Source organism: Vibrio rotiferianus CAIM 577 = LMG 21460 (assembly GCF_002741985.1).
Lineage (GTDB): Bacteria > Pseudomonadota > Gammaproteobacteria > Enterobacterales > Vibrionaceae > Vibrio > Vibrio rotiferianus.
Genome location: NZ_APHW01000108.1, coordinates 163,984 through 177,533, shown reverse-complemented (window position 1 = coordinate 177,533; position 13,550 = coordinate 163,984). Strand labels below are relative to the sequence as shown.

Sequence of the window (13,550 nt, the reverse complement as noted above, 5' to 3'; positions counted from 1 at the left end):
AAATGCAATCAAGGCTATGAAAGGCCAATAATATTGCCTTGCTCATCAAGATCCAAGTTCATAAATGCAGGTTTGTCTGGCAACCCAGGCATCGTCATTACGTTACCAGAGAGAGCGTAAACAAAGCCCGCACCGGCACATAAACGCAATTCACGAATTGGTACGGTAAAGCCACTTGGTGCGCCTTTTATTGCCGAATCCGTCGTGATTGATAGAGGTGTTTTCGCGACGCACACGGCTAAATCGCCAAAGCCTAATTTTTCGAAGTGGGCTAATTGCTGTTTCGCTAGGTCACTCATTTCAATATTTGAGGCACCATAACCGACTTCACACACCGCCATCAATTTTTCCGTTAAGGATTGCTCTTTGGTGTAAAGAGGTTTGAATTCAGAGGCTTGATCGCAAGTTGCCACTACGTGTTGTGCAAGCTCAATGGCGCCGTCACCACCTTGACCAAATGCAGTACTGACCGCCACTTTCACTTCAGGATTAAAACGCTCGATTAACGCTGTTAGTTCTGCCAATTCTTGTTCTGAATCTTGTGGGAACTGGTTGATGGCAACAACCGCAGGGATTCCGTATTGATGCACGTTATTGATGTGCCATTTCAGATTTTCGAAGCCAGCTTCAAGTGCAGCTTGGTCTGGGTTGAAAATAGAATCTGGAATAGCCATACCAGGGCGCAAATCGTAGTGACCTGAGTTTGCTTTCAAACCACGAAGGGTCGCGACAATTACAACGCAATCTGGTGCTCGGTTAGCAGCAGAAGCTTTGATGTTACAGGCTTTCTCAAACCCCATGTCAGAGCCGAAACCTGCCTCGGTGACAACGTAACTAGAAAGTTTCAATGCAATCTGGTCTGCAATGATGGAAGAGTTACCATGGGCGATGTTTGCAAACGGGCCAGCGTGAATAAGCGTAGGGACACCTTCAAGTGTTTGCATCAACGTTGGTGCAATCGTCTCTTTTAGTGTAACTGCCATTGCACCAGCAACTTGCAAGTCTTCGGTTGTCACTGGGTTGCCATCTAGATCATACGCAACGACAATGTGACCAATACGCTGACGTAAGTCTTTAAGATTTTTTGCAAGGGCAAGGATAGCCATGAGCTCGGACGCGGCAGAAATATCAAAACCTTCTTCACGTTCGAAGCCGTTGATGGTTTTACCTTCTTCGTTTAAACCGATCTTCACCATGCGCAGCGCACGGTCATTGTGGTCCATAACGCGCTTCCATGTGATTCGCTCAACATCGATTTTCAATGCTTTTAAACCAGTGCGTGCTTCAAATGCGCTGTAGCCTTCACGTTGCTCATGGTAAAGGCGAGCATCAAGTGCCGCTGAAGCTAAGTTATGTGCTGCTGTGACTGCATGAATATCACCAGTAAGGTGAAGGTTCAGCTCGTCCATGGGAGCGACTTGAGAGTAGCCGCCGCCAGCAGCACCCCCTTTGACGCCAAAAACTGGCCCCATCGAAGGTTGACGAATACACGCGATTACCGATTGATTGATTTTAGATAGGCCTTGGGATAGGCCGATTGTGGTTACGGTTTTGCCTTCGCCTAATGGGGTAGGCGTAATTGCAGTGACCAACACCAATTTACCATCTCGGTTAGCGTTTAAGCGTTCAAGACATTGGGGATGAACTTTAGCTTTGTGTTTTCCGTGTGTATCGAATTCGTGCGGCAAAAGACCAGCATTTGCTGCGACAGTAGCGATAGAAGACAACGGTGTGTTTCGGCAAATTTCAATATCAGACTGCATGGATACTCCAAAAAAATGGCTAACACGTGGCGTTCAACATCAAGCAATCGAAAGACTGTATTGCTGTTGCGCAAACGTTTGCGCGAGAATAATACTGGTTAAATAAGAGGTGTAAAGCAGTTCATGCGCCTTAGCGTGCTACATAATAACAAAAAACACTAAATACTGCGCTAGATCAAAACAAAAAGGTCACCAAACGGTGACCTTCGCATATTTTTCGCTCTAAGTGCCTGGTTCTTAGCGATCCCAGTAGGTCTCTTCTAGGCTGTCTTCGCGCTCAGGAAGTGCACGAGAGAGGCGAGGAGAGTGCTGAGTTAGCACTTCGTAGCTTACGCGGTTTGCGTACTTACAAATCTGAGATAGAGAAGAGTAAGTTAGGCAGCGGACTTCATGTTTTTCTGAGTTAGGCACTTCTTTCTGGTGGAAAGAGTTTGCTGCCATGTCGTGTAGAAGTGCAGACAATGCCGCATCACCTGCACCGTTAGTGTTCTTAATCTCAAGAGGGCCACCTAGATAAGGGCCAATATGAGAGTAAACTTTCATCGGTTGTTTACAGTCTTCTTTACGCATCGCACGGCTGAATTCAAACTTGTTGAACTCTTCGATAGAGCCTTCAAGGATGTCATGCGTGGTTTCACGTTTAACTTTCTCTTCCGTGTAACCTGCCATGTATAGACCATCTGGGCCAGCGGTACATAGAACAAGGTCAACCCACTCAAGTGCTTTATCAGCAGCGGTTAGTGGATCTGTTTCACCAGTTAGCGCTGCGCCTTCTTCTTCGTTCATCGCCACAACAGACACGTTTTCACGAATGTACTCTTGCCACCACTCAGCATTGCCTTCGATTACGTATTTTGTGCCTAGCGTCAATACAACAGGAACATCGTGCTTCTTAGCAAAATCAATTGCTCGTTGAACCGCTTGAGGCATTTGGTCTTCTTTCTTACCACGCATTAGGTAAGAAGATACGACTAGAGCCGATGCTTTCTTAAATACTTCTTCAGGGATGCTCTCTGGAGAGAGTTTGTTCATGTGACCTTCGTTGATAGCGAAAGTACGCTCACCATCTTGAGAAATAAGTGTGTAGCAACGACCGATAGGACCATCCACGGTTTGTAGGTGGTTCAGGTTCATACGTGAAGAGGTGCGGCATAAATAACGGTATGCGAATGAACCTACTTGGATGTTCTTTGACATCACACCAAGAAGTACTGACTTGCTGTCCGCAAGGACAGAGTAGTTATGTAGTGTATTACCGATCGTGTCACCAGGGTATTGGTGAGTGATCAGGCCTTGCTCTACTAGCTCCTCATATAGTGCGTCTGCTTTGCTCTCTTCAAGAACGAGAGAGTGTCCTTTACTAAGGTTGTACTTTTCTAAAAACGCATCGTCTACACGCGCTTCGATATCAACGATGGTTTGACCAACACCGACAATGGTAGGGCGATACAGCTTTGGCGCCTGTCGAGTTTGGTGGACTAATGGATCTCGAGCGTGAGTTGGGAAGTAGTGTTTAGATTTACGCTGACCGGGAAACTTCATGCTTGTTCTTGATTGAGAAAAAAAGAGGCGGGATTGTATCACAAAATTCTGAAAAATCGTTGCGTTTTATTGCAAAGAAGTTCGCCCGCTGAAAAAAACAGCGGGCTGATGTTTTTAGCAACGATCAGGGATTAATTTGTCGGAGTTACAACTGGTTCCACGTAAGCTTTGGTTCCCCACAATGGTACCGTTGATAAGCTGTGTTTAAAGCTACCCTCAGTCTCTTTGGTCGTGTAAGACAAGTAAAGTAGAGTTTGATTTTCCGGGTCGTAGATGCGTCTTACTTTCATTGTTTTAAAGAAGATGCTTTTCGATTTCTTAAATACTACTTCCCCTGATTTGCTCTTGTCTATTTTCGCGATCATTTCTGGGGTGATGTCGCCAGTTTGACGACAAGAAATGGAGCTATCACTTGGATCAGACAGGCTGAGGTTTGCTTCTATCGACGCAATATGACAAGTCACTCCCGTTACGACTTCATCTTGTAAATGACCTATCTTAATGTCTTTCATTGTGAACATACCTAGCGAGACGTCGCCGACTTCATTGTCACCACATCCAGCTAAGACCGTTACCAAACCTAAAGCGAGCAAGCGTTTTTTCATTTTTCATCCCTTAAATAGGCTAATTTATTGATTCAATTTATCAGACGCACACGATTAAAACAAAATTTGGCCTTACCTCAGGTGTTTAGCTATGTTTGTTACAGTCTTCATGCTAATGTACGACAAACCAAAGCCTATGGGGTTGTTTTAAATGAACGAACAGCAGTTAACAGCCGTTAACAAAAAGAACGATTGGCTGTATAACTTGGTGGAAGTGGAGTTCCCTACACCAGAAAGCATTAAAGGGCGTGAGCTCTATCTTGATTCAAGCACACAATGCGAGTTTTCGCTCCTTGATTCATCTTCTCTTCTCTCTAAAGCAACACAGACTTCTGCTGAGAATATCTATCTAGTTGATTTTCATCGACTGACAATTATGTTTGCCTTGCTTCAATCAAGTCGATGGGAACATAAAGAACAACAAGACCTCATTATTGAGTTCCTAACTCAGATTATTTTGTCCTCTGAGTATGAACTGTACGTTGGATTTCATGATGGTGAGCCTACCGCAGCAGCGATTGTTAGCCAGTACGAGAAGCAAACGTTAATATCTGATGTCGTTGTATCTCAAAACTTAGACAAACAGACCTTTATTGGTGATTTAGCCAAAAAGCTAGCGGAATCAGACAAGTTATATGAAACAATAATCGCTGAAACTTGATCTAAGTCGATATCTGCGCATACGAGCAGACCTACTATATCGGCAAATTTGCCATTGGTTAGATAAAAATGAAGAAGCGTTTAACGCGTTGGTTAGCTGTTATTTTATGGTTAGGGACAACCGCGGTAAGTGCGAACAATGATGAATCTTGGGACGTGAAGCGAATTTTGGTGCTTCACTCCTATGACCCATCTTATCAATGGACGAATGATATTCAACACGGTATTGAAGAAGGCTTTGCCCAAGCAACTGGCGAAGTAAAGCTGTCTATCGAGTACCTGGACTCAAAACGTGTACATTCTCATGGTTACCTGCAGAGAATGGGGAACTACCTTCAACTCAAATATGAAGGCTATCAGTTTGATGGTGTCGTTGTAACTGATGATGCTGCTCTTCAGTTTATTAAAACTTATTACCCCAATGCTGAACGCAAAACTCCAATAGTTGCGGTTGGTATTAACAATCTCAAAGCAACATTAGACAACGTTTCTACAAATGGCAGTGTGCTATATGAAGTTGATCGAATTGATGAAAATATCAGTTTGATTAATAAACTGCGTCCTAAAATCAAGACTCTGTATTATTTAGCCGATCACAGCATTACAAGTGAACACATCCGTCAACTTGTATTAGAGCATATGAACCGCTTCCCACAAATCAAAGTGGTAGAAATTCGCAGCAAGACCTTGAGTGAGACTGCTGAGCTGCTGAAGCATATCTCTCCAGATGATGCGGTATTGCTGACTCACTATAATACCGAGACAAGCAAAGGCAAATACCATACTTACCAAGAAATCTCTCATGTTATTGGTACCTCAAGTGCTGCGCCTGTTTTTGTTTTTTGGGAGCACTATTTAGGTGAACCTGGCATTCTTGGTGGCTACTTAAATCGATCTAAGAACTTTGGCTTTGAAGCCGCTGAGTTGATGGCTGGGAAAGTAGGCTTATCGCTATTACCTACCATAAAAGAGCAACCGGTTACCGAAGCCGTACTCGACCATATTGCCATTGAGAAATACAACATCAGCCGTTATTTGATACCGAAATCGGCAAAAATCATCAACAAACCAGCACCGTTAATAACGATAAATTACAAAACCTTATTAGTTGTAGGTGCGATTATTGGTGTACTTTCGTTAATTGTCGTAGTTCAGTTTATGGTTATTCGGCAACGAAAAGAAATTGACCGAAAGAACCGTAAAATAGTGGTTTTGCAAAAACGTACATTGAGTGTCCAAAAAGAGATGATACACGTATTAGGTGAAGCGATTGAATCCCGCTCGGGAGAGACAGGGAACCACGTTAAGCGTGTCGCCAAACTTTCCGCCAAATTAGCTGAGCTGTGCGGACTGAGTCATCGGGAAATTGAGATGATCGAAATTATCTCTCCAATGCACGATGTAGGAAAAATTGCAGTTCCAGAATCTATTTTGGACAAATGTGGACCACTAACACCCGATGAGTGGGAAGTGATGAAACTCCATACTACGAAGGGGTTTGACTTACTGAATACCAAAGAAGGTGATGTTACCAAATTGGCAGCAATCGTTGCTCATGAGCATCATGAACGCTGGGATGGAAATGGCTACCCAAATGGCTTAGAAGCCGAGTCTATTCACTTATTCGCCCGGATCACGGCAATTGTAGACGTTTTTGACGCACTATTGAGTGAGCGTTGCTATAAGAGAGCCTGGAGCATTCAAGAAGTGATCGAGCTTTTTGAAAAAGAAAGAGGGCAGCAGTTCGACCCGTTTTTGTGCCAATTGCTATTGGATAACCTAGATGATTTTGTAGAAGTAAGAAACATGCATCCAGATTTCGAGAATATTGCGAGCGTTTGCTCGGATAGAGATCTCACTAATTAAGAGTACTGAAAATAAATCGGTGATCTTGTCCAGAGTTTTCCTATTTTTCACCGCCATTTTACAGAAAATGCAAACTATGTCGTTTAAACATTTCTAAACTTAAATATCATGGGATTACATTTTTAGTAAAAAGAATTAAGTCGAGTTCTAATATCGACAATAGAATCGGAAGTACATCCAAACTTAACTACAACGATAATGTACCGCGATTTTGGGAGAAACGTCATGGCGATAAATAGTGTCAAATGTGTCATTTTCGATTGTGATGGCACATTAGTAGATAGCGAAAGGTTATGTTGCCAAGCTCTGGTTAATGTTTTTAGTCACTACAATGTTGAAATGCCTTTCGATGAATGTGTTGCCCACTTTAAAGGTGGCAAGTTAGCCGATATTTTAAGTGATGCAAAACAGCGTGCTGGCTTACGTGTTTCACTAGATGTTCTTGAACCACAGTATCGTGAACAAGTAAAAGAGCTATTCGTCCGTAACCTTGAGCCAATGCAAGGTGCTAAGGAGCTCATTGAATACTTAAACGACAAGGGCATCGAGTATTGTGTTGCTTCTAATGGCCCCAAAGACAAAATTGAGTTCTCTTTGGAATTAACCGGGCTACTACGTGCGTTTAAAGGGAAAGTGTTTTCCGCGTTCGATGCGAACAGTTGGAAGCCAGAGCCAGATCTTGTTCTTTACAGTGCGATGAATATGGGTTTTCTCCCTAGTGAATGTTTGTATGTTGACGACACTCCTAAGGGGATTGAGGCAGGTTTGAACGCCGGAATAAAAACGGTTCAGCTGTATAATGGCGCACCGATTAACCTTGTTGACGATGAACGTGTCATTCGTGTGCACCACTTAGAAGAACTCAAAGAGCAAATTGCTTGTTTATGATCTAATGGCAAACTTTACTGAGAGTGTGTATGTGCTTGAATTTTGTTTGTATCAAAGGGGTTTGATGTAGGCATTGAATGGACGAGAAGTTTTTGGTGTGGAATCCACATGAAGCACATGTGAACTTTTCTCCATCAGTGGAGACAATGTATTCGTCGCCTTGGCAAAGGGGGCAGTTTAGATCTTCCAAATTATTCTTATATTCTTTTTTTTTCATATAGTCACCAGCAGCAAATCAATGTTGACACTCCGAGAATAGCCCAATCAAAACGTATTTGAACGATCTTTGAACAAGAGTCTAATTTAATTGAGACTCACTTCAAAGTATATCATTCCGTATGCTTTGCAGGGGCTATTCTTTTATGGGGCAGTGGATTCTATTAATCAACGAATTTATTGTGAAACGATCTGCTTTCTCACGGTGCTTTACTTGTCTCTTTCCTTTACCGAATTCTTTTTAGAGCTCGTGTTAATTAGGCAAAAAAATAGGGCTCCAATCGGAGCCCTTTTTATTGAGTAAGCCTTTAAGCTGTTCGGTACCTTTCTAGTATCTTACCGAGCGAAACTGACGCTTGAGTAAGGTTTGCAACACCAACGGTAGATTGTTCAGCGACATCTTTGATGGTATTTGACTGGGTACGAATATCCGATAATTCTGAGGCAATATCGTTAGCAACAGCGCTTTGTTCTTCTGCTGAAGTAGAGATCTGAATGCTCATGTCCATTAACGAACGAGCGGAATCGGCGATCGATTGTACATCTTGACCAATCTCATCAATCAACTGGCTGCTTGTTTGTGCTTGTTTTACGGTTTGCTGAGTAATGGACGCAATGTTTTGGCTTTCTGATTGTAACTTTTCAATCATCGCTTGAATCTCAACGGTAGCTTGCTGCGTTCGACTTGCTAGAGTGCGAACTTCATCAGCAACAACCGCAAAACCACGCCCTTGCTCACCTGCACGAGCCGCTTCAATCGCAGCGTTTAGCGCAAGAAGGTTGGTTTGCTCAGAAATGGCATTGATGGTAGTGATTACATCGTTAATCTGAGTGGTGTTTTCATTCAGGCTTGTAACAGAGCTTGATGCTTGTTCAATGTAACTGGAAAGTGTTTCAATTTCTGAAATTACTGACTGTACGCGTTGACGACTGTTGTCAATTTGATGAGTGTCCTGCTCAGAACGTTGCATTGCATTTTGCGCAATAGATGATACTTCATTTGAAGAAGCGGTCATTTCTTCCATTGCAGTAGCTACAGAATCAAGAGACTGATATTGCTGGGTGATTTGAGTTTCACTTAACTTCATGTCTTGTTCAAACGATGAAGATGTTTCACTCAACGTATTCGCATTGTCTTTAACGTTGTTTACCAACTCTGAAAGTGTATCCATTGACTTATCAAGAGCGCAGCCGATCGTTCCAAATTCATCGCGCCCTGGATGGAAGCCTAAGCGTGATGTTAGATCTCCGTTACCAATTTTTTCAGTTGTCGTGTAAAGCACCCAAAGTGCGCCGCCTAAGAAGGTCGCGACCCAGTAAATAAAGATACCAAATGGAACAGCCCACAGATAACTGATAAAGAAAGAGGATAGGGCATCTGATTTGGCATCTTCGTAGCCTTTACTACTATCAATGGTCAACTGCACATTTTGGCCATTACCGAGTTGGCCAGATACAGTTGCAACACCGTTGTTAAAAGATGAATCGTTGATTGCATTCACCTGAGTTAGGCCGGATATGTTTGGCACGGAATCGCTACTTGAAGAAATAATACCTTCAAGCTTACTTTGTGCTACTTCAACTGCGTGATTTTCAAATTGTTCAACTTCGTTGAAATACCGTGTGGTTGCGAGTGACGTCAATGTCACGAAGAACATTAAGAATATGACCCACATTTTGTCGTTGATCGACATTTTGATAAATAGTCGATCTATGGTTCTAAACTCAACTTCTCTCATTCGTTGCTCCATTTGAGATGGTTGGGGGGGGAGATGGTTAAAGGTAAAGGTATATCGAAACAAAATATGCGATGGAGCGCAGCAAATAATGTAACAACTCATTGTTGGATTTCAATAAATGCGATCTTAGATCGCATATAACGGTATTCCATTCTAATAACTTGAGCTATTTAATAAAATAGCAAGTGCAAATGATTGAGTAGGGATTTCGTGACGGGTAAACCAGTTATTTACTAATCGAAAGGCGATCGGTGACAAACGTCAGTTTGGGCGTGGGAAGGAAGAAATAACTGTAGAATCTTGTTTTGAGCTCTTATCGCAAACGTTTACTTATGATTCCTGTCATAGCTTTCTAAAACTTTACTTCTCGCTGTCATGAATGTGTCATATAAAGGCTATAAAAAGGAGTTACTGTCATCAACGAAAAAGAGATATGGCGGTAAAAATGGAAGCATGTTTGCTTCAGGAGATATAAACAAAGGAGGTCACAATGAGCGACCAATACCAAAACGACGAATGCCTAGAGATGCTTGATGCTCTTGAAATCGGTATTATCTTGTCGGACTACATTGGCTCAGAAGACGAAGCTGAATAAGTACAATTAGTACTCTCACCGCGTCACAACAGACGTTATACTAAGTTCATGTAAGACGAGCCCAAAGGCCACTCACAGCGTCTAATGAACTTTCTAGCCCACCTGCATATTGCAGACCACTGTAATAGCCATTTAATGGGAAACTTGCTTGGAGATTTCGTAAAGGGAGATCCAAGCAAGCAGTATCAAACTGATATTTCCAATGGCATCAAACTTCATCGCTTTGTCGACCGTATTACCGATCACCACGCCATTGTTGAAGAGTGCAAACCGCACTTTACTGGCGTTGCACGTCGCTTTGCTCCCATTGCCCTCGATATGTTTTGGGATCACTGTTTAGCCAAGCATTGGCATTCATTTAGTGATCAATCGTTAGATTCCTTTGTTCGTTATGCTTATCAGCAGGTGAATGAGCAAATATCGAATGATCTACCACCTCGCTTTTTATTGCTCCATAGCCGGATGTGGAGTGGGGGGGGTGGTTGCAATCCTATCAAGACTTAGAAAACATCGAGTTTGCGCTTCATCGAATGTCACAAAGAACGCCGCGTATGGCTGACCTCACCACAACGTTCGAGGTTTTAGATAACGAATATGAGCAATTGGAAGCGAAATTTTCTGCGCTTTATCAAGATGTATTGAATCAAGCCGCTGAGCATCATCAACAGTTAATTAATTCATAACGCTTCGAGTGCTAAAGGTAGTATGACCAAAGGCGCTCTGGTAAACTCTGCGCTCCAAAAATTATGAGGTTTATCATGTCCGTTAATTTCGCTGATCTTGGCATTGAACAACAGCTGGTTGATACCCTAAGTGGTATGAATATCGTGACCCCAACGCCGGTGCAAGAAAAGTCGATTCCACACGTATTGGAAGGTAAAGATCTACTGGCTGCTGCACAAACTGGTACAGGTAAAACTGCAGCATTTGGCCTACCTATCATCCAAACGGTTCAGCAACAGAAACGTAACGGAACACCACAAGCTTTGATCCTTGTGCCTACGCGTGAGTTAGCGCAGCAAGTGATGGATAACCTGACGCAATACGCGACAAACACTGACCTTAAGATTGTTTGTGTTTATGGTGGTACGAGCATTGGTGTACAAAAGAGAAATCTAGAAGAGGGCGCAGATATCCTTATCGCGACGCCTGGCCGTTTACTTGACCATTTGTTTAATGGCAATGTAAACATCTCTAAAACGGGCGTTCTTGTGCTTGATGAAGCAGATCGCATGTTAGACATGGGTTTCTGGCCAGATCTACAACGTATTCTTCGCCGTTTGCCTCAAGATAAACAAACCATGCTGTTCTCTGCGACGTTTGAAAAACGCATTAAAACGATCGCTTACAAACTGATGGATTCTCCAGTTGAAGTGGAAGTTTCACCTGCAAACACGACCGCAGAAACCGTGAAGCAAATGGTTTACCCGGTCGATAAGAAGCGTAAACGCGAACTGCTTGCGTACTTGATTGGTTCTCGAAACTGGCAGCAGGTGTTGGTATTTACAAAGACCAAGCAGGGCAGCGATGAACTGGCGAAAGAGCTTAAGTTGGATGGCATTAAAGCGGTTTCTATCAACGGTGATAAATCCCAGGGTGCGAGACAACGTGCGCTTGATGAGTTCAAAGAAGGTAAAGTACGTGCGTTGATTGCAACCGACGTAGCAGCTCGTGGTTTAGACATTCAGCAACTTGAGCAAGTGGTTAACTTTGATATGCCATTTAAGGCAGAAGACTACGTCCATCGTATTGGTCGTACAGGTCGCGCAGGTAAATCTGGTCTTGCGGTTTCTTTGATGAGCCGTGATGAAGAGTATCTACTGCATGCTATCGAAAATCTACTCGATCAACGTTTACCACAAGAATGGTTAGAAGGCTTTGAACCAAGTCTGGTGGAAGAGGTTGAACCGGAGCGTAATGGTGGTGCTCGTCGTAAGAGCCGTTCATCTGAAAAACGTAAACTAAAGGCTAAGTTAGCTATCCACAAAAACCGTGGTAAAAACCGCCGTTAGAAAAGGTGATGGAAGATATCAGTAACCCTGATTACGCTGTCTTTGCTTCTTGGTACGCTTCAAGCGTTTGCGGCATAGCCAATAAGTAACCTTGATACATATCGAAACCGAGTTTTTTCATTAAGTTAAGTTGATGCTCGGTTTCAATTCCTTCGATAACTGTTTTCGAGTTGATTTCCCTCGCTAGCGTAAGTGCTTGTGTCAGTTTCTGGCTATCACCATTTTCGTACTGTAACAGCAGCGATCGATCGAGTTTGATAATGTGGGGTTTGACACTCTTGGCCCGTTCTTTGGTTGACGCATTTATTCCGTAATCATCAATCGCCAGCATATAACCGCTATGACCTAGTTTTCTCGTTGCATGGTGAAGTGTCGCTTCGCTACTTGCATCCACTTCGACGAGCTCCATCACAACTTGTTGTTTTTGCACACCTGCCTGCTTGAGAGTTTTCTTCAATAGGTTGTAGTAGGAGCGATCCAGTGCCAGCATTTCTGCGGCTTTTGGGAGTACGTTTAAAAACAGTTTTTTGGCGTGAAATCTGGATTGACCGAAGTTTTGAATATGGATGAGTCGACTTAAGCGTTCAACATTGAGCTGATCACTTTCGTGAACGGTGTTTGAATGAAAAAAAGAATCAGGCCTTATCATTAACCCGTCTTTATTTGAGATTCTCACTAGAGCCTCGAGACCAATGATCTTCAGCTCATTCTGATATATGGGTTGAAAGACACTTCGCAAAGTAAGGTGTTTGTACTTTGCAATAAACTGCCCATCCAACTGTTTATGAATGCAACTCACTAGTTGCTGTATGCTCATCATTGTTACGTAAACCTAAGCCAACTGCTTATTTTAAAAGACTTTTAAGTATGAGGGTTACTTATTTTTCGCCAATAATCTTTATCTAATAGATTGTTATTACAGTTAGCAAGTGATGTCGTACGAGATGATTAGAAATGTCGAGTCGTATCAAATTTAATGGTGTCAAATGTGATAGCGACAAGATTATTTTATGAGGTTCACCACTGTAAAACCGCATACAATTGAAGGTATTTTCTTACGAGCTGTTCTTTGTTTGATCGTCGAAGTGGATGCCCAAACTTGATATAGCAAGGGCTGATACCAAATCGTGAGTCCAGAGAGTGGGTTAATTGGGATTCACTCGTGTACAAGGTTATTCCTTGCTCTGTGTACTCATTTATTGAGTCAGGTAGCTCTCCCATCCACCAATGCAGCAACTCTCTACTTGTTTTGCTTCGGCTAATCCAATGATCACTTACCAGCAACAACAGATCATTTGGTTGAAGGGCATAACCATATTCGCTTTGCCACTCTGTGATCGAAGACAATAAGTTTTCACGGCACGCCTTTCCCGCACTGACCAAGTGATGAGTTAACACCCATACAGTGCCTATTTCTGATGAAATTCGGTAGTGGTGAGGCTGTTCTGGAGTGTCGAGCACCTCTAAGGATTTGATCACGCTGTTATGACCAAAATGTGAAAGCGTATGCTCCATACGACGAGCAAACGCAATACCGAGGTGGTGTTCACTCATGCCCTGATTATGTACCGCTGGGTAATGCTTCTCACACAGCTTGAGACAATCGTCTTGAAAATCATTGACGCTTTGGATAACTAAGTCGAGTAGCAAGTATATTCCCTTAA

The 13,550-nt window shown here is 42.8% G+C and carries 10 protein-coding genes and 1 pseudogene; 5 read left to right on the top strand and 6 right to left on the bottom strand.

Features of this window, described 5'->3' with window-relative positions; all coding sequences use genetic code 11:
• Window positions 1-14 precede the first annotated feature (14 nt).
• The 3 genes from B853_RS23165 to B853_RS23155 all read right to left on the bottom strand — a co-directional run bounded on the left by B853_RS23165 (window position 15) and on the right by B853_RS23155 (window position 3,910).
• Complete coding sequence (locus B853_RS23165) at window positions 15-1,763, bottom strand: formate--tetrahydrofolate ligase (protein WP_038884032.1); 1,749 nt, start codon at window positions 1,761-1,763, stop codon at window positions 15-17.
• Between the two features lie 237 nt (window positions 1,764-2,000).
• Complete coding sequence (locus B853_RS23160) at window positions 2,001-3,305, bottom strand: inosine/guanosine kinase (protein ID WP_010451921.1); 1,305 nt, start codon at window positions 3,303-3,305, stop codon at window positions 2,001-2,003.
• 131 nt (window positions 3,306-3,436) lie between these two features.
• Window positions 3,437-3,910 carry a CreA family protein gene (locus tag B853_RS23155; RefSeq protein ID WP_038884033.1) on the bottom strand — a complete coding sequence of 158 codons (474 nt, stop codon included), beginning with the start codon at window positions 3,908-3,910 and terminating at the stop codon, window positions 3,437-3,439.
• A 151-nt stretch (window positions 3,911-4,061) separates the two neighbouring features.
• Between B853_RS23155 and B853_RS23150 the strand changes: the two genes are divergently transcribed.
• From B853_RS23150 to B853_RS23140, 3 genes are all read left to right on the top strand, one after another.
• The gene (locus tag B853_RS23150; RefSeq protein WP_010451916.1) at window positions 4,062-4,571 is read left to right on the top strand and encodes a hypothetical protein; all 510 of its coding nucleotides are present in this window, start codon (window positions 4,062-4,064) and stop codon (window positions 4,569-4,571) included.
• 68 nt (window positions 4,572-4,639) lie between these two features.
• Entirely contained in the window at window positions 4,640-6,436 is a 1,797-nt protein-coding gene (locus tag B853_RS23145; protein WP_038884035.1) for an HD domain-containing phosphohydrolase, read from the top strand.
• 225 nt (window positions 6,437-6,661) lie between these two features.
• Complete coding sequence (locus B853_RS23140) at window positions 6,662-7,324, top strand: HAD-IA family hydrolase (RefSeq protein WP_010451912.1); 663 nt, start codon at window positions 6,662-6,664, stop codon at window positions 7,322-7,324.
• Between the two features lie 524 nt (window positions 7,325-7,848).
• On the opposite strand, the gene B853_RS23130 is transcribed toward B853_RS23140, so the two are convergent.
• Entirely contained in the window at window positions 7,849-9,279 is a 1,431-nt protein-coding gene (locus B853_RS23130; protein ID WP_038884037.1) for a methyl-accepting chemotaxis protein, read from the bottom strand.
• Between the two features lie 679 nt (window positions 9,280-9,958).
• Between B853_RS23130 and B853_RS23120 the strand changes: the two are divergent.
• Window positions 9,959-10,557, top strand: a pseudogene (locus B853_RS23120) (acyl carrier protein phosphodiesterase).
• Window positions 10,558-10,632: 75 nt separating this feature from the next.
• A complete protein-coding gene (locus B853_RS23115; RefSeq protein ID WP_038884040.1) occupies window positions 10,633-11,886 on the top strand; it encodes a DEAD/DEAH box helicase in 1,254 nt (417 codons plus the stop codon).
• Window positions 11,887-11,917: 31 nt separating this feature from the next.
• On the opposite strand, the gene B853_RS23110 is transcribed toward B853_RS23115, so the two are convergent.
• Window positions 11,918-12,706 carry an EAL domain-containing protein gene (locus B853_RS23110; RefSeq protein ID WP_038884041.1) on the bottom strand — a complete coding sequence of 263 codons (789 nt, stop codon included), beginning with the start codon at window positions 12,704-12,706 and terminating at the stop codon, window positions 11,918-11,920.
• Between the two features lie 197 nt (window positions 12,707-12,903).
• Complete coding sequence (locus B853_RS23105; protein WP_038884043.1) at window positions 12,904-13,536, bottom strand: hypothetical protein; 633 nt, start codon at window positions 13,534-13,536, stop codon at window positions 12,904-12,906.
• Between the last annotated feature and the right edge of the window lie 14 nt (window positions 13,537-13,550).